This is a genomic window from Stenotrophomonas sp. 2YAF26 (assembly GCF_052114625.1).
GTDB lineage: Bacteria > Pseudomonadota > Gammaproteobacteria > Xanthomonadales > Xanthomonadaceae > Stenotrophomonas > Stenotrophomonas indicatrix.
Genome location: NZ_JBFRFC010000008.1, coordinates 173,186 through 194,531, shown reverse-complemented (window position 1 = coordinate 194,531; position 21,346 = coordinate 173,186). Strand labels below are relative to the sequence as shown.

The following is a 21,346-nucleotide window of genomic DNA, read 5'->3' as shown; positions in this document are numbered from 1 at the left end:
CATATAAGCACAGCTGCGTTGTGGATGCCATGCACGTCGATACCCTCTGGTCCAACGTCCACCTGATGACCCTCGATGGCGAGGGCCTGGGTGTCCTGCGCGATGGAGTACTGGCCGCCACCGATGGCCGCATCGTGCATGTCGGCCCCGCCGGCAGCGATGCCCATCTGCAGCCGACCACCCGCATCGACGGCGAAGGCCGATGGATCTCGCCCGGTCTGATCGATTGCCACACCCACCTGGTCTACGCCGGCAACCGCGCCAACGAATTCGAGCAGCGCCTGCAGGGCGTGAGCTATGCCGAGATCGCCCGTGCCGGTGGCGGTATCGTCTCTACGGTGCGCGCCACCCGTGCTGCCTCGCCAGAGCAGTTGGCACGCGAGAGCCGCCCGCGCCTGCTGGCGATGCGTGCCGAAGGCGTGACCACCATCGAAATCAAATCCGGTTACGGCCTGACCCTGCAGGACGAGCGCAAGCAGCTGCAGGTGGCACGCGCGCTGGGCGAGGAATGCCGGGTGAACGTGGTGCCGACCTTCCTCGGTGCGCACGCGGTGCCGCCCGGTCGCGAGGCGCAGGAATACACCGATGAGGTGTGCGAGGTGATGATTCCGGCCATCGCTGCAGAAGGCCTGGCCGAGGCCGTGGACATCTTCTGCGAGAACATCGCGTTCTCGCCGGCGCAGGCCCGTCAGGTATTCGAAGCTGCGCGTGCGCATGGGCTGGCGATCAAGATCCATGCCGAACAGCTGAGCAACCAGCATGGCGCCGAACTGGCGGCCGGTTTCGGTGCGCTGTCGGCCGACCATATCGAACATCTGGACGACGCCGGCATTTCCGCGATGGCCGCCGCCGGTACCGTCGCCGTGCTGTTGCCGGGCGCGTTCTACTTCACCCGTGATACCACCCTGCCGCCGATCGCCGCGCTGCGTGCGGCCGGCGTGCCGCTGGCACTGGCCACCGACAGCAACCCCGGCACTTCGCCGCTGACCAGCCCGCTGCTGGCAATGAACATGGGCGCCACCCTGTTCCGCCTGACCGTGGACGAGTGCATCGCCGGCTTCACCCGTGAAGCGGCGCGTGCGCTGGGCCATGGCGAGCGCATCGGCCGCCTGGCCGTCGGCATGGACTGCGACCTGGCGATCTGGGACATCGACGCCCCCGCCGACCTGGTCTATCGCATTGGATTCAACCCGCTGCACGCGCGCGTGGTGCGCGGACAGCCCGACCTGCCTGCCTCCTGGAGCAACACATGAGCAACACCCTGGTTCTTCGCCCCGGCCATGTCACCCTCGCCCAGTGGCGGCAGGCGTATCGCGGTGCGCCGCTGTCGCTTGACCCGGCCGCGTTGCCGGCGGTGCGCGCCAGTGCCGCAACGGTGGCTGCCATCGTCGCCAAGGGCGCACCGGTGTATGGCATCAACACCGGTTTCGGCAAGCTGGCCAGCGTGCGCATCGAACGCGAGGACCTGGYCACCCTGCAGCGGAACATCGTGCTCTCGCATGCCGCGGGCGTGGGCGAGCCGATGCCGGCGAATGTGGTGCGGCTGATGATGGCATTGAAGCTGGTCAGCCTGGCCCAGGGTGCTTCCGGCGTGCGCGAGGAAACGCTGCTGCTGCTGGAAGCAATGCTGGTGAAGGGCGTGCTGCCGGTGGTGCCGGCGCAGGGCTCGGTCGGTGCCTCGGGCGATCTGGCACCGCTCTCGCATCTGGCCAGCGTGATGATCGGCGTCGGCGAGGCCTTCGTCGGCGAAGAACGCCTGCCCGCCATGGACGCACTGGCTCGCGCCGGCCTGCAGCCGGTGGAACTGGGCGCGAAGGAAGGCCTGGCCCTGCTCAACGGCACCCAGTTCTCCACTGCGTACGCACTGGCCGGCCTGTTTGAGATCGAAACCGTGTTCCAGGCCGCACTGGTCACCGGCGCGCTGTCTGTGGAAGCGGCCAAGGGCTCGGATACGCCGTTCGATCCGCGTATCCATGCGCTGCGTGGCCAGCGTGGGCAGATCGCCACCGCCGCCACCCTGCGCACGCTGATGCAGGATTCGGGTATCCGCGAATCGCACCGCGACAACGACGTGCGCGTGCAGGACCCGTACTGCCTGCGCTGCCAACCGCAGGTGATGGGCGCGGCGCTGGACATCCTGCGCCAGGCTGCTACCACGCTGGAAATCGAAGCCAACGGCGTGTCCGACAACCCGCTGGTGTTCACCGACACCGGTGAGGCGCTGTCCGGCGGCAACTTCCACGCCGAGCCGGTGGCCTTTGCCGCCGACATGCTGGCGATGGCCGTGTGCGAAATCGGTTCGATCAGCGAGCGCCGCCTGGCGATGCTGGTCGACCCTGCGCTGTCCGGCCTGCCGGCCTTCCTGACCCCGCGTCCGGGTTTGAACTCCGGCTTCATGATTCCACAGGTGACCGCCGCTGCACTGGTGTCGGAAAACAAGCAGCGCGCGTACCCGGCCAGCGTCGATTCGATTCCCACCTCGGCCAACCAGGAAGACCACGTGTCGATGGCCGCGCACGGTGCACGCCGCCTGATGCAGATGGCCGAGAACGCGGCCAACGTGATCGGCATCGAGCTGCTGGCCGCTGCGCAGGGCTGCGACTTCCATGCGCCGCTGCGCTCCAGCAAGGCACTGGAAAACGTGCGCGCCACGCTGCGTGCACAGGTGCCGATGCTGCAGGAAGATCGCTATTTCCACCCGGACATGGTGATCGCAACCGATCTGGTCCGCAGCGGCGCATTGGCCAAGGGCCTGGCCGAGCTGTTGCCCACGGTGGAACCGCAGGCATGAACGGCCATCCCGAATGGCTGACCGTGCACGAAGGCGATGCGCCGCTGATCGTCAGCTTCCCGCACACCGGCAGCGAGCTGCCGCATGACCTGATCGGCGATTTCCACTCGCCGTGGCTGGCGCGCCGCGATGCCGACTGGTGGGTGCATGAGCTGTACGACTTCGCACGCGGCATGGGCGCGACCACCGTGCGCTCGGCAATCTCGCGTTCGGTGATCGACCTCAACCGCGACCCCAGCGGCGTGTCGCTGTACCCGGGGCAAAACACCACCGGCCTGTGCCCGCTGACCACCTTCGACAACCAGCCGCTGTACCACGCCGGTCGCGAGCCGGACGACGCCGAGATTGCCCGGCGCCGCGACACGTATTTCGCGCCGTACCACAACGCACTGGCCACGCAGATCGCACGCCTGCGTGCACGCCACGGCACCGTGGTGGTGTACGACGCGCATTCGATCCGTTCGCACATCCCGCACCTGTTCGAGGGCGAGTTGCCGCAGTTCAATCTCGGCACCGCCGGGCCGTCCGGTGCACCGGACACCTCCTGCGACAACGCACTGAGCGATGTGGTGGAAAACCTGCTGGCGCTCAGCGGCATGAGCCAGGTGCGCAACGGCCGCTTCAAGGGCGGCTGGATCACCCGCCACTACAGCAGCATTGCCGGTGGTGTGCACAGCCTGCAGATGGAACTGGCCTGCCGCGGCTACATGCACGAGCCCCTGCCCGACCAGGTGGACGAGCACAGCTGGCCCACCCCGCTCGACCCCGACCACGCCGCACCGCTGCGCCATACCCTGGCGCAGGTGCTCAATGCCTGCCTTGAATTCGCTACGAACCGGAGCGCCGCATGACCCGCAACGACCCGTCCCGCACCATCGCCGCACCGACCGGCACCACGCTTACCGCCAAGAGTTGGCTGACCGAAGCGCCGCTGCGCATGCTGATGAACAACCTGCACCCGGACGTGGCCGAGCGCCCGCAGGAACTGGTGGTGTACGGCGGCATCGGCCGTGCCGCACGCGATTGGGAGAGCTTCGATGCCATCGTCGAAACCCTCAAGCGCCTGGACGATGACCAGACCCTGCTGGTGCAGTCGGGCAAGCCGGTGGGCGTGTTCCGCACCCATGCCGATGCACCGCGCGTGCTGATTGCCAACTCCAACCTGGTACCGCGCTGGGCCAACTGGGATCACTTCAACGAGCTGGATAAGAAAGGCCTGGCGATGTATGGCCAGATGACTGCCGGCAGCTGGATCTACATCGGCGCGCAGGGCATCGTGCAGGGTACCTACGAGACCTTCGTGGAAATGGGCCGCCAGCACTACAACGGCAGCCTGGCTGGCAAGTGGCTGTTCACTGGCGGTCTGGGTGGCATGGGTGGCGCGCAGCCGCTGGCCGCAGTGATGGCCGGCGCCTCCTGCCTGGCAGTGGAATGCCGCAAGAGCAGCATCGAAATGCGCCTGCGTACCGGCTACCTGGATACCTGGACGGATGATCTGGACGAGGCCCTGCGCCTGATCGAAGAATCGTGCACCGCCAAAAAGCCGCTGTCGGTGGGCCTGCTCGGTAACGTTGCCGACGTGCTGGACGAACTGCTGATCCGCGGCGTGAAGCCGGACCTGCTGACCGACCAGACCTCCGCCCACGACCCGGTGAACGGCTACCTGCCGCAGGGCTGGACGGTGGAAGAATGGGATGCCAAGCGCGTGACCGCACCGAAGGACGTGGAAAAGGCCGCGCGTGCGTCGATGGCCAACCACATCCGCGCCATGCTCGGTTTCCACTCGCTGGGCGTGCCTACCGTGGATTACGGCAACAACCTGCGGCAGATGGCGCTGGAAGAAGGTGTCGAGGACGCGTTCGATTTTCCGGGTTTCGTGCCAGCCTACATCCGCCCGCTGTTCTGCCGCGGCATCGGCCCGTTCCGTTGGGCCGCGCTGAGCGGCGACCCGGAAGACATCGCCAAGACCGATGCCAAGGTGAAGGAGCTGATTCCGGACAACCCGCACCTGCACCGCTGGCTGGACATGGCCGCCGAGAAGATCAAGTTCCAGGGCCTGCCCGCGCGCATCTGCTGGGTTGGTCTGGGCGATCGTGATCGACTGGGCCTGGCCTTCAACGAGATGGTGGCCAACGGTGAACTGAAGGCGCCAGTGGTGATCGGTCGCGACCATCTGGACAGTGGCAGCGTGGCCTCGCCGAACCGCGAAACCGAAGCGATGGCCGACGGCTCCGATGCTGTGTCCGACTGGCCGCTGCTCAATGCCCTGCTCAACACCGCCAGTGGCGCGACGTGGGTGTCGCTGCACCACGGCGGCGGCGTGGGCATGGGCTTCTCGCAGCACGCCGGCATGGTGATCGTCTGCGATGGCACTCAAGCGGCGGCCAAGCGCATTGCACGCGTGCTGTGGAACGACCCGGCCACCGGCGTGATGCGCCATGCCGATGCGGGGTATGAGATCGCGATTGAGTGCGCGAAGGAGAAGGGTCTGGATCTGCCGGGGATTCTCGGCTGATCGCAGGGGTGCCGGCCGCTGGCCGGCACCGCCCGATGCACTTTGACTCTGGTAGATGCCGACCTTGGTCGGCACAACCCTCCTGGCTTGACCCTATCCCCCGCCGTGACCAAGATGCGCCATCGCCGCTGACGGATCACCGCGATGTACCGCACGCTCGCTTCTGCATTGCTCTGCGCCCTGTTCGCCACCCCGTTCGCTTCGGCACGGGATGTTCCGCCAGATCTTGCTTCCCAGCTCAACAGCCAGCTGCAGGTCAACCGCGAACGCTATGGCATTGCCGGCCAGGCGGTACTGGTCGCACACAACGGCAACGTGCTGTACGAGGGCGCCAGTGGTGAACGCGACCCGGCCACCCACGCGCCTGCCACCGTCGATACCATCTTCGCCGCGCAGTCGATGGCCAAGCTGCTGACCAGCACGCTGGTGATGCAGCTGGTGGACCAGGGCAAGGTGGATCTGGATGCCCCCGCCAGTCGTTATGTGCCGGACCTGCCGACCGCGTGGCAGGTCATCCACGTGCGTGACTTCCTCAACCACAGCTCTGGCATCGGCGAATACTACGACCGCGTGGACAACCGCTGGGTGAGCAAAGGTTACCCGGGCGTGGCGCCCGATCTTGCTGCTGCGTTGAAGGTGGCCGGTTCGGCACCGATGCAGTTCGCCACCGGTAGCCGCGTGCAGTACACGCAGGCGAACTACCTGGTGCTCACCGCATTGCTGGAAACCCATTACGGCAAGCCCTATCCGGCCATTGCACGCGAACGCATCCTGCAGCCGCTGAAAATGACCAGCACCTCGTGGGGAGCAGCCAGCGTGCCGGCGCAGCGCGCGGCGGTGCCGTACATCGGCAAGGAAGGCCAGCTGCAGCCGGCCAATGAAGATCCATGGCCGAACTACGGCTGGGGCCACGCCGATCTGCAGACCACCGTGGGCGACATGAACCGTTTCCTGCAGGCGCTGGCGACCGGCAAGCTGGTGCGCACGGCCACGCTGGAAGCGCTGTGGCAGCCACAGACACTGACCGGCGGCGGCAGCAACTTCTTCTCCACCGGCTGGGATACGACCCGCAGCGATGGCTATACACAGGTCGGCCACGATGGTGGCACCCGCGTGCGCGCGCGGCTGGCCTTCAAGGGCACGCTGGCCAGCGGCTACTGGGTGATCGTGTACCTGACCAATGGCAGCGCCCGCAATGCCTGGTCGAGCACGCTGGTGGAAAGCACTATGGCAGTGGCTGCACCAGGCGAGTTTCCGCATGCAGCACTGTCCGAACGTTTGATCGGCTATGCCTTGACCGGCGACAGCAGCAGTGAAAGCAGCCTGCGTGCGTGGCTGAGCGAAAGCAGTGGCATTGCATCCGACGAACTGGAGCGGGCCATCAATGCAACCGGCTACGCGATCCGCAACAATCTGGGCAACCGGCCCGCGCTGAAGGTCTTCGCCCTCAACACGGCCCTGTATCCCACCTCGGCCAATGCCTGGGACAGCCTTGCCGAATGCCATGCTGCGCTGGGCGAGAAGGAGACCGCTGATCGGCTGTATGCGAAGTCGAAGGGGCTGGCGAAAACCTCGCCGTAGATTCTTCTGTGAATCCACGCCACGCATCGGGGTGAGCCCATACGCACCCGGTAGGTGACGTACCGCACCCGACCTGTTAACTTGCGCGCCTGTTTTTTGGTTTACAGACTGTCCGCATGCCCTTTCTGCCGTATCGCCCCACCCGCTCCCCGATGTCGCTGGCCATCCTGCTTGGCCTGTCCACCGCCGCCCACGCCGCGCCTCAGGCCACCACGCTGGACGCGGTGCGGGTCACTGCCGCCGATGCCAGCGCGCAGGCGCGCGAGGCGCTGAAGCGCGTGCCGGGCGCCAGCAACGTGATCGACGTGGCCAAGGCGGATAGCCGCCTGTCCAGCAGCGCCGACGTGTTGGCTTATCAGCCCGGTATCAGCGCACAGTCGCCGGGCAACGAAGGCACCAAGGTGTCGATCCGCGGGTCGGGCATCAACCGCGGCCCGGGTGCACATGCTTCCGGCATCGCGGTGTCGATCGACGGCCTTCCACTGACTGGCCCGGGCGGCACACCTTACGAACTGCTGGAACCGTTGTGGCTGTCGCGCGTGGAAGTGCTGCGCGGTGCCAACGGCTTCGAACGCGGCGCGCTGGCCCTGGGCGGAGCCATCGACTACATCAGCCGCAGCGGTCGCGACTCGGCTGGCGTGCAGCTGCACTACGAAGCCGGCAGCCGCGGCTACCAGAAGCGCGGGATCAGCTGGGGCGGCGTCAGCGGCGATGTCGATTACTTCCTGGCCTATACCGATACCGAATTCGATGGCTACCAGCGCCATGCGGCCGGCGATGGCAAGGGCGCGATGGCCAACATCGGCTGGCAGATCACCCCCGATCTGCAGACCCGCTTCTTCGTGCGCTACCGCGAAACCAACCACGAGACACCCGGGCGCCTGACCCGCGAGCAGATCCGCAATGATCCGCGCGCGGCGAACGCGGCCAACCTGGCCATCGATGCGCGCCGTCCGCAGCCGGGCAGCACCTGGGTGGGCAATCTCACCACCCTGCAGATCGACGAGGATTCCTCGCTGCAGGCCGGGCTGGTCTATCACAAATACCCGATGGACTTGAACGAGAGCCTGTACCGCCAGCAGCTGGACTACGCCAATCTCAACGCCACGCTGGACTACCACCGCCGGCACATGCTGTTCGGCCTGGACAGCGAAACCACCATCGGCCTGCGCGTTACCCACGACCTGGATGCCGATGTGCGCGAGTCGCTGCGCTTTGCCAACAACGGTTATGCCGCCGGCACCCGCACGCGCGACTTCCGCCACCACGGCACCGACAGCACGCTGCACATCGGCAACAACCTGGCCGTGAATGAACGCCTGCGCGTACAGACTGGTTTTGCACTGATCAACACCCGCCGCGATGTGCAGGTCACCTGGCCGACCAGCGGCGGCCGCCTGCGCGACCACGACTGGGATTACGCGCCGCGGCTGGGCTTCACCTGGCAACAGACGCCGCAGACGCAGTGGTTCGGCAACCTCAGCCGTTCGGTGGAAGCGCCGCACCCGTGGTCGATGATCTGGGGCTCGAACCAGTACTTCAGCGCAGGCAATGGTCCTTCCACCGGCCGCCAGCGCGCGCCGGTGCCGATGCAGAACCAGACCGCCACCACGCTGGAACTGGGCGCACGCGGCGAAGCGGCGCTGGGTCGTTGGGAACTGACCGGCTACTACGCGCACGTGAACCACGAGCTGCTGAGCGTGGAACTACAGCCGGTGCCGAACCTGTTCATCGCTGAGAACAACGCCAGCCCCACCGTGCACCGTGGCATCGAGGCCGGTCTGGACAGCACCTTGTGGCAGGCTGCACCGGGCCGTCTGTCGCTGCGCCAGGCGTACACCTTCAGCGATTTCCGCTATCGCCATGACACGCGCTTCGGCAGCAACCGCCTGCCCGGTCTGCCGCGCCATGCCTACCAGGCCGAGCTGCGCTTCGACCACGCCTCGGGCCTGTATGCAGCACTGAACACCGAGTACGCCTCGCGCATCGCGGTGGACTACGCCAACAGCTACTGGGCCGACAGCCACGTCATCTTCGGTACACGCATCGGTTACGACGCACCGGGCGGCCGCTGGCAGCTGTGGGCGGAGATGCGCAACATCGGTGACCGCCATTACGCCGCCACCGTCACCCCCGGTTACAACGATGCCGGCAAGGACGTGGCGCGCTCGACGCCCGGCGAAGGCCGCGGCGTGTATGCGGGCGTGCGCTGGCGCTTCGACTGATTCCAGCAGGCGGCGCCGGACCTGATCCGGCGCCGCTGACCCCAGGTCAGCCGATACGCCACGCTGGCAGGCGTTCGCTGCGCTTCCAGAGGGCTGGCGCAAAAGCGATCAACACCATTGCTGCCAGCCACTTCGGCGACGTGCTGAGCAGTGTAGAAGCCAATGCGGCATCCAGCGGAGCCGCGTCCTCCTGCCAGGGGTTGTAGCCCAGGTAAATGATGCTGCCCGCCCACCACAGCAGGGCCACCCCGATACCCACCAGCAGCATGGCCATCGTGCGACAGGTCCAGCGCTGCGAGGTCGTCCCCCATTCGCGGGAAATGGCCACCAGCAGGCCGACCACCAGCAGCGACACCAAGGCCACCAGGCCGATGTCGACCTTGTGCCCGATGCGTTCATAGGTGCAGGCGCGGCACTGGGCTTCTTCGGCGGCCGCATCTGTTGTGGGCGGGGTGGCCGTAGGCCCGGACTGGGCCAGCACCGCGAAGGGCATCAACAGGGCGAACATCGCCACCATCAGCCAACGAACGAACTTCCTGTTCCTGCGTGCAGCGACATCCATGCGCTTCTCCTTGCGTGTGATTGATATTAAACGTCGTGGCAGATCCTGTTACAACGCCTTGAATACCTGCATCAGGCTGACCGCATCCGGCGCCAACTGCTGCGCAAGCCAGCCCAGCCCGGCGAAAAACACCAGCAGGCCCAGCAGCGGCCAGATCGTATGGGACAGGCACAGCCGCCACCACCCCTGCGCCTGCATGCCCTGCATCCGCTTGTACAGACCCCCGGCGATGGCCGCATCCACCAGCAGCTCGGCCATCAGCACCGGCGCCGACCAGACCACCCAGGCACTGGCCACGAGCACTGTAGCCACCAGCGCGATGACGCCGAGAATGGCCAGCAACGGCAGGCCTGCGTCGCCGTCGGCCACGTCCAGCAACGATGCGCTGTCGGCGCTCGCGCTGGAGGACGCTGCGGCTTCACCCCAGGAAGCGGACGCGCCACCACCGCCGGAATGCCCGCCGCTGCCGGTCCACGGCGATGCCTGACTGTCACCGCCGCCAGGCGCGGAACCCAACCCATCGGCCACCGCATCCCAGCGCCACCGGATCCAGACCCACATCAGCAGCAGGAACACGCCATAGGCGATCAGCACGGCCAGCGGATAGCGCAGCAGCATCGCGTCCATGCCTGCCAGGCGCAGCACGTGCGAGGCGAGGAATCCGGCGGCACCGGTCAGCACGACAATCACGGCCATCTGCAGCCGCGGCCAGCCACGATGCTGCAGCTGCCGACGTGCACGCATCGCTTCGCTGCTGCGGCTGCCCGGCATTGAAAAAGGCTGGCGTGCGTGCTTCATGCCGCCGCCTTGGTCACCGCCTCGATGCGATGACCATCTGGATCGATCACGAACGCAGCGTAGTAGCGCTCGCCGTAGTCCGGGCGCAGACCGGCAGGTCCGTTGTCCTGGCCTCCGGTGGCCAAGGCAGCACGATGGAAGGTATCAACGGCATCGCGCGTAGTTGCCGTCAACGCCAGATGGAAGCCAGGTCCCGGCGCAACCGCATCGTCGCGCAGCTTCAGGCACAACAGGTCTTCATCCTCGACCAGGCCATAGCCGATCGCAGTGTCGTCTTCGAAAACGCGGCGGTAACCGAGTGCTGCAAGAACGGCATCGTAAAAGCGACCTGCACGCTCGAGATCGCGGACACCCAACGAGAGGTGGTGCAGCATGCAGACATCCTTGCCAAGCACGCGCGGGCTGCGCTGGCCGGATTCTACCCTGCCGTGGCGCCGCGTCTACAGGTCACGTCCCGTCCAGTTCCCGCCCGATCCACGGCAACCGCATTCCGGTGTGGATCCTATATTCTGGGCAGCCACGGAACGGATCGGCTCCTGCATGCAAGCGTCCCAGTTCACCCGCCCTGTTGCCATCGTCATGTTCCTGCCGATGATCGGCCTGGCAGGCTGGGGGTCGTGGTTCGCGACCTATTGCATGAGTGACGGCTGCCTGGGCGTGTTTCCACTTTGGCTTGGCGCAATGGCGGCCTTGTTCCTGCAGGCACTGCTGGTCTTGCCTCTGCATGCCTGGGCACTGAAACGGCAAGGGGCCGATGCGGCCAGCCGCTATGTACGCTGGCTGGTGGCATCCAGTATCGCTGTGATGGTGCCCATGTTTGCCGGGTGGGTCTACATGTTCTTCAAGTAGTCCGCGCGCCGCTCAAGCAGGCGGTGCGGCTGCCTTCAACAGCTGCGCAGCCACCTGGTCGAACGGGGCGATGTCCTGCAGTGCGCGGCTCATCGCCACTGCGCCTTCCACACTGGCAATCACCAGGCTGGCCAGGCCGGTCGCCTGGGCAGGCGCGTGCCCATCGGCGACGAACGCCTCAGCCAGGTGCCCCTGCCAGCGGGCAAACACCTCGGCGGCCGCCGCACGTGGCTGGCTCGGCAGGGCCTCCACCGGCTCCTCGACGGCTGCCGCCAGCACCGGGCAGCCGGCACGAAAACCGGTGCGCAGCAGGCGCTCGCGCCACAGCGCCAGGAACTGCTGCAACCCCTGCACCGCGCCGCCCTTCAGCAGTTCGATCAGCAGCGCCTCCACCTTGTCGCCGGCCATCGTGGTGGCCCGTGCCAACAATTCCTGCTTGCCGCCCGGGAAGTGGTGATACGTGGACCCGAGCGGCGCATCAGCCAGTTTGGTCACTTCGCGGATGCTGGTCGCGTTGAGGCCCACACGCGCGAGCATCTGCGCTGCGGCATCGATCACACGCTGGGGGGCATCGGATGATCGCGGGCTCACGGCCGGCTCCTTGCTAAGACAGTCGTCATAGACTAGCGTATCGACCGTTCTATAACAGTCGTCATAACCATGAATCTCTGGTTCCGCCTGCTCCACCTGCTGCTGTGCAGCCTGTTCCGGCCGAAGCTGGAGGCCCCGTTCGGCGTCTCCCGCCTGCAGTTCCGGGTGCTGCCCAACGACCTGGACAGCAACCTGCACATGACCAACGGCCGCTACTGGAACATCTTCGACCTGGGCCGGCTGGACCTGATCCTGCGCATGGGCCTGGGCAAGGTGGCGCTGCGTGAGAAGTGGGCGCCGATTGTTGGCGCCGGCACCATCCAGTTCCGGCGCGAGCTGAAGCCGTTCCAGCGCTTCACCCTGGAAACGCGACTGGTCGGCTGGGTCGGCACACGCGGCATCATGGAGCAGCGCGTACTGATCGGCCCGGAGCAGAAAACCGCCACGCGTGCACTGCTGATCACCGGCATCTACGACCGCCGCGCACGTCAGTTCGTCGGCATGCCACAGATGATGGAATCGATCGGCGTGGTTGCTCCGCCCTCGCCGGCCCTGAGTGCGGCAGCCGAGGCGCTGCTGGCTGCCGACCTGGCGTTGAAGCAGGACCATGATTGACCCCTGCGGCGCAGATCAGGGGGCAGACGCCTCCACCTTCATGGGGGTCACGAAGGTGATCTGCGTGCGGCCACCCACATGCAGCACATACTCGAAGGTCTGCCGCATCTGGCTGTACGCGCCACCTTCGGGCGCGCCATAGTTGGCGCCGACGCTCACGGTGTGCCGACCGGGCGTCAGTGGCTTGAGCATCAGCCAGTAGCCGTCGGCCGCAGCCAATCTCGAGTCGTCGTCATCCGGATCCATGCGGAAGCAACCTTCGCTCTTCACCCGGTGCAGGCGCATGTCACCCAACGGCTGCCCGTCCAGCAGCACCACAGCGCTGACAAGATAGTCGTTGTTGATCGCCGCGCCGGCCTGCAGCTCCTCGCAGGAGACGTCTTCCCCGGTCTGGTAGCTGGCCATGTTGATGATGGGCAGCAACAGGTGCCTGCCTTCGGGCACCACGCACTGCCTGCGTGGCTGGAAGCGGCCATTGGTTCCTGCCAGGTTCCAGACCGGCCCCTCCTGGCCCAGTTCGCACAGGCGACCATCGGGATCCAGGTAAGGCGCAACCCTCTGCGCGTCAGCCCAGCGCCACCAACGCGCTGTCCATTCGCTCAGGGAAATGCCGGCCACCGCCTCACGTGTGACCGGTGACGCTGCAGGCGCGGCAATGGCGCTCGCCTGACCTGCAAACATCAGTACCGTGGCCACGCCGGCCAAGCGCAGCCTGCTGCCGATTCCGTTCTGCATTCCCTGCCTCGTCGTCCCTGGCGGCCACCGTGCGCGGCCCGCTCGGTCCGCTGGCCGGCAACCCGGTGGTCATGCAGATTGAGGTTGCCGGCCAGCGACCGGCACTACCCCAATCTCAGCGCTTGGGCGCGTTCGCCCGTGCGCGTTTGATCGCCGCCTCGGCCAGCGGTGCCATCAGCGCATAGCCCTTCGCCGTCGGATGCACGCCATCGATTGCCAACTGCGCATCCAGTCCGCCGGCACGGTTGGCCATCGGCGTGTAGTAGTCCAGATAGACCAAGCCCCGCGCATCAGCCTGCCGCTTCAACGCAGCATTCAATGCACGCACCTTGGGTGCAGGTGCTATGCCCGGCATCCACGGGTACTCGCTGACCGGAAGCACCGACGCCAGCACCACCGCGATGCCATGCGCTTTCGCCAGATCCAGCATGGCCTGCAGGTTGTCCTCGATCATCGCCTGCGTGGATGGGCCGGTGTTCCCGGCGATGTCATTGGTGCCGGCCAGGATCACCACCACATTCGGGCGCAGCGCCAGCACATCCTGCGAAAAGCGCACCAGCATCTGTGCGGTGGTCTGCCCGCTGATGCCGCGATTGAGGTAACCCTTGCCGGGGAAGAACGTGCTGCTGCCTTCCTTGCCCCAGCCCTCGGTGATCGAATCGCCGAAGAACACCACACGTGACTGGCCGTCCCGTGGCGCGGGCAATGCAGCATTGGCTGCGCGGTACTTCTGCAGCTGCGGCCAATCGGACAGACGCTGCTGCATGAAGCGCACTTCGTCTGGCTGCACCTGCTCCACTGGCTTGGTCAGCAATGGATTGCTGGCCGCCTGCACCAACACTGGCGCGGCCAGCCCCGCCATGAGCGATCCGGCCAGCAGCCAGGCCAGTGAAGTCCTCCTGCGCATGAGCATCCTCCGTTGTCGACCTGGGGCAGTCTAGCGCGGCCTGCCAATGGTCACTTGGCCGATGCAGCCGCCCTTGCCGCCACACCCGTCACCTTGGCCGGCATCCACATGCCTGGCGTCCAGCCGCTGGCCTGCAGGATCGCCTTCGGGTTGTCCTGCTGGATCAGCGCGCGCACGGCATCGCGCTTGTTGCCGGCCTGCAGGTAGTACGCCTTGGCGATGCGGTAGCCCACCCAGTAACCCAGGTCGTAGGGCTCCTGCGAACCCGGCGTGTGGTTGTACAGCCAGGGCGTCAGATCGGTGCTGTCCACGTCCAGCGCGAAGGCGCTTTCGATATGCACTTCCCTGCCCCGCGTCCAACCGGCATGCCGGCCATTGCCAACGTTGCCGGAAATCAGCTCGGCGATGAACTCGGCGATCCCCTCGCCCAGCGACTCGCGCAGCACCGTCGCCCGCGGGTCGCCTGCTTCGTACTCGCTCACACCGGTCTGCTGGATATGCACATACTCATGCGCGATCACGTGCACGAAGCGGTCCTGCGCATTGGCGTTCATGAATTCGGCGGCGCACAGTGCTTCCAGGCCGATCACCACCCCATCGGGATACGTCATGCCCACCGGCTTGCCGCGCCCAACCACGATCGCCACCGGCGGAAACTTCGCCTGCGGATAGATGGCCTGCAGATTGGCGAACACCTGCACCAGTCGCTGCCGCACTGCCGGCAACTCCGCCAGACAGGCCCGCCCATTCGCATACACCGCAGGCTCGCGCGCCATTGCTTCGGCCATGCGCTGGGCGGTCACCCGGCGCAGCTTGGCGAACTGGGCCAGGCTCGGCGTGCCCTGTGCCAGGTACTGCTCAAGCTGGGCCACGCTGGGCTTGCCGCCAGCGGCCTCGTACAGCGCGTAGAAACGGGTGGCATCGGCGGTCAGGATTTCCGGTCCCGACACCGCCGCCTGGGTGGCGCCGATCACCCCGCCGAGGGCCAGGGCAAGCAGGCAGCGCAATGACACGAACATGGCTCCGTCCTTGGTGGAGTGCACGCGAAGCGCGCAATCTACCACCGCGTCGGCGCATGCGCTGCCGTATCGTGCAACGCCCTCCCCTGCTGTGCCAGACTCGCGGCGAGCGGCTGCCATGGAAGCAAGGGGAAGACAGGATGATGATCGTTCCAGCCTACTGGGCCGAAGCCCGTCTGCAGGACAGGTACAGAGGCCGCCCGGTGGTGGTACGCCGGTTCGGCTGGTCCGACGACGACCAGGACACCGCGCAGGCCCACGCCGATGCACGTGCACGCGAAGCGCTTGATGCCATCCTCAGCGGCCAGTCCGTGCCGCGTCGCGAGCGACGGACCAACTACGGTGTCGAAGGCATCCCGATCCGCGAGCAGATCGTGCAGCGCAGGGATGATGTCATTGTCACCCGCAACAGTTACGGCGCGCTGTGCCTGAACACCCCCGATGTGCTGTTTGCGGATATCGACCACGTGCCCACTCCCTCAGGCTGCGCATTGCCGCTGCTCGGTGCGCTGGGGCTGCTGGCGGCCGGTGCGCTGATCGGAGGTGCGCTGGGCAACTTCAATATCGGCCTGGCGGCCGGCGGCATTGCGATGGTGGTGGTCAACCAGATCCTGTCGGGGCGGCGCAAGCGACGGCTCGCCCGGGCCGGCGGCGTCGAGGGCATCGCACTGCAGCGCGTGCAGGCGTTTGTCGAGCACCACCCCGACTGGCACCTGCGCGCTTACCGCACCCCGGCCGGGCTGCGCATACTGGCGATGCATGCCACGTTCGAACCACAGGATGCGCAGGTGCATGCCTTCTTCAAGGCGTTGGGCACCGACGCGTTGTATGCACGCATGTGCACACTGCAGCATTGCTTCCGTGCGCGGCTGACACCCAAACCGTGGCGGCTTGGCATCATCGCGCGCATCCGCCCGCCGGTAGCGGCCTGGTCGGCCGAGCAGGCCAGCAACCCCGACCGCCTGGCGTGGATCGCCGAATACGAAAGGGAAAGCGCCGGCTTCGCTGCATGCGCCTATGTCCGCAGTTTCGGCGATGAGCGCCGCGTGGATGCCAAGGCCGAACGCGTGCGCGACCTGCATGACCGGATGTCGCGTGCGCTGGATAACCTACCGCTGGGCTGAGTGCGCGTCCTGCTCAGCGGCCACCCTGCACGAAGGGTTGGCCCGCCAGCGTGGTTCCCACCTGCAGAGCAACCTGCTGCCCATCCTTGGCGAAGGTGCTGCTGCAATTGTTGCCGCCCTTCTGGCAACCCACTTCCGGGAAACCGTCCAACACTTCGGCCGCGTCGCGTGGCGGGCTGGCCTGCCATCCTGCGGCATCAAGAAGGCGCTTGGCCTTGCTGTAGGGCATGCCGGCAGTGATGCCCAACGCTGCCAGCTCAGCCGGCAGCGGCTGGGCGAATGCAATGCCCGGGACAACGGAAATCGACAGCGATACGGCGAGGATGAAGGCCTTCATGGAGCGAACCCGTAGCGGACATCAGATGCGCAGCGTACCGCAGCTTTGCGGCCGATCCATGCCTTTATCACAGATGGTTACGCAACACCCACAGGGGGATACCTGGACTGGATGTGCCGTCGCAGTCCCCCCCTGTTCATGGCCCGGTCGTGCACTTCAATGCCTCCAGCTCAAGCTCCTGTTTCAAGCGAAGCTGCAGCCAGGTGCTTTTGAAGCGGGCACGTGTTGCCTCCCCCTCTGGCAGCAACCGGGTCAACGCGTCACTCAGCGCGGGGCGCCACTGATCCGGCGCGAGCGACAGTGATCGCTGATTCACCTGCCCACTAGACAGCTGCTTCCATGGCAACATCAAGGCCTTCTGCGATCTCGACAGAAACACCACGTCAGGCTTGCCCTGGCGCTTCACCGTTACCGACATCACCGGATAATCGTCAGTCCACGCCACCCCGTCCCCCCTGAAGTGCTGCTGCACCCGCTGGTGCAGCCCCTGGACAGTCAATGTCCGACGGGCCCACGCCTGCTGATCGGCGAAGGTGCACGATGCCGGAGGCATTGAAGTCAGTTTCGGATCCAACTCCAGCATCTCGGCGCGATCGAGGCGGCCGGCAATCAGACTGATCGTGGCCTCCTTGGACAGCGGGGCAGCATCAATAGCCGCTTCGAACGCTTCGACCGCAGCAGCCCGCAATATCTGCTTGGGCAATTCCTGGCTTCCCGCCGAATCTGTGACACGAACACGCGTGGTGATTCCACGTACATCGCGCTCGATAAGCCAGTGCTCCGAAACACCTCCCCAACCGGACCAGTCGTAGGCCACATCGATGCGCATGGGCCCATCGGCTGCAGCAGCCATAGCGGCCGGACACAGGGCTACGACGACGAGAAACCAGGCCTTCATGACGCTCCTTGGAAAGCAGATTCTGTGGCACATGCAGCCTTCGTGCATAGCAACCGGGCATGGCTCGGTGCTACTGGACGCCTGAAACAGAAAGGCCGCCCCGGAGGGCGGCCTTGCCGGATTACTTCGCGTTCTTCACGTAGGTGTCGAACCAATTCAGCATTTCCGACACCAGCTGCTCGTTCGATTCCAGCGCGGTGTACCAGTGCGGCTCGTTCGGCAGCATCACCAGACGGGTGGTACCACCATTGCCGCGGATCGCCTGGTACAGCTTGCGCGACTGGAACGGCTCGGTGCCCGGGTTGGCATCGTCCTCGCCGTGGACCAGCAGCAGCGGCAGCTTGATCTTGTCGGCATAGAAGAAGGGCGACGCCTTCAGGTACACATCCTGCGCCTGCCATACCGAACGCCGCTCGTTCTGGAAGCCGAACGGGGTGAAGGTCTTGTTGTACGAGCCACTGGTCGCCACGCCGGCCTTGAACAGGTTGGTGTGGGCGATCAGGTTGGCGGTCATCAGGCCACCATGGCTGTGGCCGGTCACGCCGATGCGGTTGCGGTCCACCACACCCAGCTCCACGGCCTTGTCCACCGCCGCCTTGGCGTCGGCTTCCAGCTGTTCCAGATAGGTGTCGTAGGCGTTCTTCGGGTCACCCACGATCGGGAACGAGGCGTTGTCGATGATCGCGTAGCCGGCCAGCAGCATCAGGCGGTACGGCTGCAGACGGGTGAACGTCTGCTGCGAACCAGAGACCTGCCCGGCCTGCGCGGCATTGGCGAAGTCGGCCGGGTATGCGTACAGGATCGCCGGCACGCGCTGGCCTTCCTTGTAGCCCGGCGGCGTGTACAGGGTGAACGACAGGTCCACGCCATCGGCGCGCTTGTAGGTCACCAGGCGCTTCTGGATCTGCCGCACTTCCGGGGTCGGGTCGAGCAGCTTGGTCAACGCAGCAGGCTTGGACTGGAACTGTGCCTCGCCGGCCTTGGCATCGTTGATGCGCTCACCGAGCAGACGCACGAATGCGTTCGGCGGGTCCATCACCGACTGGTGCCAGGTCAGGAAGCGACCCGGTGTATTGCTGAACCCCAGGAACTGCTCGTACGCATCGGCATCACTGCGGAACAGGCGTTCGGTTTTCAACGTAGCCAGATCGAGCGCATCCAGGAACGGACGGTCGCCCTGCGGCGAGGCCCCCTGCCCGCGCAGGAACACGGTGTTGCCCTCCTGGCGCACCACCGGCGCACCGCTGGGCAGGCGCTTGAACACCAGGTTGCCCGGGTTGCCGTACAGCTCATCGCTGGACATGTCCCACAGCAGGCGACCTTCCTTCTTCGGCTGGTCCACATCCACGATGCGGGCCTGCATCCAGTGGCGGTTCTCGTCGTTCTCGAACTGGAACGACACGGCCGGGTCGGCCGACCACGCAAAGCCCTCGAAGCGCTGTGCAGTGCGGGCGATTTCCACCGGCTTGCTGGTGAACGGGGCCTTCAGCATCAGCACGCGATCGCGATGCGGCACGCTCACCTTCCAGTCGCCCTTGTCCAGCGCTTCGGCATAGACCAGGGTGGCCGGGTCGGTGGAGCGCCAGTCATAACCCCGCGGGCCTTCCGGCACACCGTGTACCGGCACGCGATCGGCCAGCGGCAGGCTGGCCAGAACCGTATTGCGGCCATTAGCCAGGTCCAGCACCGCCACATCGTTGGCGAAGCGCTGGTAGGTCACCGCATGCGAGAACGGCGCCTTCAGGGTTTCGGTCAGCACATGCACACCGTCGGGCGCGGCGTTGACGTCGTTGTACAGCGCGGGCTGGCCAACCGGGCGCACGCTGCCGGCAGCGGCATCGACCACCGCCAACTGCGAGGCACCGTAATAGGCGAACAGCTTTTCATCGTGCACGCTGGTCAGCGTGTCACGCGCTTCATAGGTACTGCTCTCCCCACTGCTGCCCAGCGACTCCTGCGCGTCCGGGCCGGTGGGCGTACCGCCGTTGGACGGCGCCGGGCCCTGGTTGGCCGGCACCAGCTTCACCAGCAGGTTCTGGCTGCCACCCAGCCACTGCACCGTGCTGCCGAAGATGGGGTTCAACTGCACGTTCGGCACCTGCTTTACCTGGCCGGTGGCGGCGTCGCCCACCCACAGCTGCACGCTGGTATCGACGGCATTCTGGAAAGCGAAACGGCTGCCATCGGCCGACCACTGTGCGCCACCTGCGCACCCCTGCGGGAGGTTCACCTTGGTGCTCTTGCCGCTGACGATCTCGACCAGGGTGAAGTCGGCCACACAGGCCGGAATACCATAGCCACCGGGGGTGTCGTGGCGGCTGCGGTTCTTCGGTTCCAGGCGCACGCCAGCCAGCTTCAGGTACGGCTGGGCGACGCGGGTGATGGACGGATAGGTCTGCGCGGTGGTCAGCAGCAGGCGCTGGCCGCTGGGGTCGATGTTCGGTGCCGGCGGCGGCGGCGCCTTGAGCACCTTGAGCAGGTGTTCCGGCGGCTTGGCGTAGTCGGCGAAGGCCGGGCCGGCGGCCAGCAGGCCGAGCGTGGCAACGGCAACGGCCGCCGCCAGAGAGGTACGACGGATGAGCATCCTTTTCCCCTGGGGTGTGAGTTGGGTACCCGCACGGCGGGCATGGGCCGAATCTAACACCCCCTGCCCACCGGGAAATGGGCCGGAAGGGCTAGTCGCCCCATCCTGCAAAGCGTGGCCCTGCCTGGCCCGGCCCCTCTCTGGATGCCCCTCGCCTACTGCCGCGCGTGCAACTCCCAGGTGGACAGATAATCGGGATCGATCACCGTCACCCCACTGGACCGCAACTGGTACTCACCCGGCGCAGCCGGCAGGTACTGGTCCAGCATGGGCGGCAGGTAGCGCTCATGGCCGTCATCGCCATCGGCCAGCACCAGCCCTTCTTCGGCACTGACCCTCAGCACGGTGCCGGCAAACTGCTCCAGCCCCTGCACCTGGCCATCGCCACCAAAACGGGTAACGCCCACCAGCACCAGCTTGCCAATCATCTGCGCGGCCTTGGCATCATCCAGATCCAGGGGCGGCAGGGCTCCTCTCGATTCGTTGCTCATCGTGCACCTCGGAAGCCTGCGTGGACATCGTGGACGAGATGCGCGCCCAGTGCTGCGAACAAAGCAGCGTCGTGGGGCGACTCGCATGCATGTAGTGGCTCTGCGCACTGCGGGATGCAGAGCCAACCATCGGTGCTCAACTCACGGAAGAATTCTGTCTGAGGCTGCATGAACCGCAGCAACGTCTTCAGCATGTCTGCCAACACCAGCGCACGCTGCCTGCGCGACAGGCTGGTTGCTGATGCGGTAGGTATACGCGTGAACAGGACTGTGCATCGCGGGCCTCCTTGCCGAGGGGAGTGGCCTCGCAGGACCACGTTCAACGCTGCGCAAATGTGCCGGAAACAAGCTGGCGGGTGTCGGTCGCGGGGAAGCGGCAGGGAGGCCTGCAATTCAAGGCCACGCCAGTGCTTGATCGACTCACGGCTGGATGCTGCCACCTCTCACGGAATGAGGAAGTGAAGAAAATTCCATGGCATGCAGAGCCGACTGCGCGCTGCCAGGGAGCGCCCGGCGCTGGCAACTCCGCCTGCAGCAAACACCGGAGGTTCTAATCGCCCGGCCCCGGTGCCAGCAATCGTCAATTCCATTTAACCTGTGATTCACCTGGCCCACTTTAGGGTCAGCGCTCAACATGCAAGGAACGCTTATGCTTGGGTACGCATTCACACGGCCGTGGACGATCGTCCTAAGTGCGGCCTCGCTCTGCGCCTGCGCACACGCG

Annotated in this window: 20 protein-coding genes; 9 read left to right on the top strand and 11 right to left on the bottom strand. The window is 66.0% G+C overall.

Annotated features, from left to right (window positions below):
- Positions 1–29 precede the first annotated feature (29 nt).
- From hutI to AB4Y98_RS10920, 6 genes are all read left to right on the top strand, one after another.
- Positions 30–1,253: an imidazolonepropionase gene (hutI, locus tag AB4Y98_RS10945; protein WP_442244345.1), complete on the top strand. Its 1,224-nt coding sequence runs from the start codon at positions 30–32 to the stop codon at positions 1,251–1,253.
- The gene (hutH, locus tag AB4Y98_RS10940) at positions 1,250–2,791 is read left to right on the top strand and encodes a histidine ammonia-lyase (RefSeq protein ID WP_442244344.1); all 1,542 of its coding nucleotides are present in this window, start codon (positions 1,250–1,252) and stop codon (positions 2,789–2,791) included. The genes hutI and hutH overlap by 4 nt, the downstream gene beginning before the upstream one ends.
- Positions 2,788–3,642, top strand: a complete 855-nt coding sequence (gene hutG / locus AB4Y98_RS10935) for an N-formylglutamate deformylase (protein ID WP_025876972.1) — start codon at positions 2,788–2,790, stop codon at positions 3,640–3,642. The genes hutH and hutG overlap by 4 nt, the downstream gene beginning before the upstream one ends.
- Positions 3,639–5,306 carry a urocanate hydratase gene (hutU, locus tag AB4Y98_RS10930; RefSeq protein WP_442244343.1) on the top strand — a complete coding sequence of 556 codons (1,668 nt, stop codon included), beginning with the start codon at positions 3,639–3,641 and terminating at the stop codon, positions 5,304–5,306. The genes hutG and hutU overlap by 4 nt, the downstream gene beginning before the upstream one ends.
- A 144-nt stretch (positions 5,307–5,450) precedes the next feature.
- Positions 5,451–6,887 carry a serine hydrolase domain-containing protein gene (locus AB4Y98_RS10925; protein WP_442244342.1) on the top strand — a complete coding sequence of 479 codons (1,437 nt, stop codon included), beginning with the start codon at positions 5,451–5,453 and terminating at the stop codon, positions 6,885–6,887.
- A 116-nt stretch (positions 6,888–7,003) separates the two neighbouring features.
- Positions 7,004–9,112 carry a TonB-dependent receptor family protein gene (locus AB4Y98_RS10920; protein ID WP_442244341.1) on the top strand — a complete coding sequence of 703 codons (2,109 nt, stop codon included), beginning with the start codon at positions 7,004–7,006 and terminating at the stop codon, positions 9,110–9,112.
- Positions 9,113–9,158: 46 nt separating this feature from the next.
- Here AB4Y98_RS10920 and AB4Y98_RS10915 read toward each other — a convergent pair whose 3' ends face one another.
- Genes AB4Y98_RS10915 through AB4Y98_RS10905 form a run of 3 tightly spaced genes read right to left on the bottom strand, consistent with a single transcriptional unit; the run spans position 9,159 to position 10,846 of the window.
- Positions 9,159–9,674 (bottom strand): hypothetical protein, encoded by a 516-nt coding sequence (locus AB4Y98_RS10915; RefSeq protein ID WP_442244340.1) that lies wholly within the window; start codon positions 9,672–9,674, stop codon positions 9,159–9,161.
- A gap of 48 nt (positions 9,675–9,722) precedes the next feature.
- The gene (locus tag AB4Y98_RS10910) at positions 9,723–10,472 is read right to left on the bottom strand and encodes a hypothetical protein (protein WP_442244339.1); all 750 of its coding nucleotides are present in this window, start codon (positions 10,470–10,472) and stop codon (positions 9,723–9,725) included.
- Positions 10,469–10,846 carry a VOC family protein gene (locus AB4Y98_RS10905; RefSeq protein ID WP_059064590.1) on the bottom strand — a complete coding sequence of 126 codons (378 nt, stop codon included), beginning with the start codon at positions 10,844–10,846 and terminating at the stop codon, positions 10,469–10,471. Before AB4Y98_RS10905 ends, AB4Y98_RS10910 begins: the two co-directional genes overlap by 4 nt.
- A 166-nt stretch (positions 10,847–11,012) precedes the next feature.
- On the opposite strand from AB4Y98_RS10905, the gene AB4Y98_RS10900 reads away from it, so the two are divergent.
- Complete coding sequence (locus tag AB4Y98_RS10900; RefSeq protein ID WP_025876962.1) at positions 11,013–11,321, top strand: hypothetical protein; 309 nt, start codon at positions 11,013–11,015, stop codon at positions 11,319–11,321.
- Positions 11,322–11,333: 12 nt separating this feature from the next.
- Here the strand turns inward: AB4Y98_RS10900 and AB4Y98_RS10895 are convergent, their stop codons facing one another.
- On the bottom strand, positions 11,334–11,912 hold the full coding sequence (locus tag AB4Y98_RS10895; protein ID WP_032976272.1) for a TetR/AcrR family transcriptional regulator: 579 nt from the start codon (positions 11,910–11,912) through the stop codon (positions 11,334–11,336).
- A gap of 69 nt (positions 11,913–11,981) precedes the next feature.
- Here AB4Y98_RS10895 and AB4Y98_RS10890 point away from each other — a divergent pair, with 69 nt between their 5' ends.
- Complete coding sequence (locus AB4Y98_RS10890; protein ID WP_080148474.1) at positions 11,982–12,527, top strand: thioesterase family protein; 546 nt, start codon at positions 11,982–11,984, stop codon at positions 12,525–12,527.
- 15 nt (positions 12,528–12,542) lie between these two features.
- On the opposite strand, the gene AB4Y98_RS10885 is transcribed toward AB4Y98_RS10890, so the two are convergent.
- The 3 genes from AB4Y98_RS10885 to AB4Y98_RS10875 form a co-directional block, all read right to left on the bottom strand.
- Positions 12,543–13,262 (bottom strand): hypothetical protein, encoded by a 720-nt coding sequence (locus AB4Y98_RS10885; protein ID WP_442244338.1) that lies wholly within the window; start codon positions 13,260–13,262, stop codon positions 12,543–12,545.
- A gap of 115 nt (positions 13,263–13,377) precedes the next feature.
- A complete protein-coding gene (locus AB4Y98_RS10880; protein WP_442244360.1) occupies positions 13,378–14,124 on the bottom strand; it encodes an SGNH/GDSL hydrolase family protein in 747 nt (248 codons plus the stop codon).
- A 95-nt stretch (positions 14,125–14,219) separates the two neighbouring features.
- Positions 14,220–15,188 (bottom strand): DUF2268 domain-containing putative Zn-dependent protease, encoded by a 969-nt coding sequence (locus AB4Y98_RS10875; RefSeq protein WP_312107852.1) that lies wholly within the window; start codon positions 15,186–15,188, stop codon positions 14,220–14,222.
- A gap of 140 nt (positions 15,189–15,328) precedes the next feature.
- On the opposite strand from AB4Y98_RS10875, the gene AB4Y98_RS10870 reads away from it, so the two are divergent.
- On the top strand, positions 15,329–16,312 hold the full coding sequence (locus AB4Y98_RS10870) for a hypothetical protein (RefSeq protein WP_312786039.1): 984 nt from the start codon (positions 15,329–15,331) through the stop codon (positions 16,310–16,312).
- A 13-nt stretch (positions 16,313–16,325) separates the two neighbouring features.
- Here AB4Y98_RS10870 and AB4Y98_RS10865 read toward each other — a convergent pair whose 3' ends face one another.
- The 4 genes from AB4Y98_RS10865 to AB4Y98_RS10850 form a co-directional block, all read right to left on the bottom strand.
- Positions 16,326–16,649 (bottom strand): hypothetical protein, encoded by a 324-nt coding sequence (locus AB4Y98_RS10865; protein ID WP_312107850.1) that lies wholly within the window; start codon positions 16,647–16,649, stop codon positions 16,326–16,328.
- Positions 16,650–16,785: 136 nt separating this feature from the next.
- On the bottom strand, positions 16,786–17,547 hold the full coding sequence (locus tag AB4Y98_RS10860) for a hypothetical protein (RefSeq protein ID WP_442244337.1): 762 nt from the start codon (positions 17,545–17,547) through the stop codon (positions 16,786–16,788).
- A 121-nt stretch (positions 17,548–17,668) separates the two neighbouring features.
- Positions 17,669–20,131, bottom strand: a complete 2,463-nt coding sequence (locus AB4Y98_RS10855) for a S9 family peptidase (RefSeq protein ID WP_223495599.1) — start codon at positions 20,129–20,131, stop codon at positions 17,669–17,671.
- Positions 20,132–20,286: 155 nt separating this feature from the next.
- Entirely contained in the window at positions 20,287–20,622 is a 336-nt protein-coding gene (locus AB4Y98_RS10850; protein WP_025876944.1) for a hypothetical protein, read from the bottom strand.
- Positions 20,623–21,346: the final 724 nt, after the last annotated feature.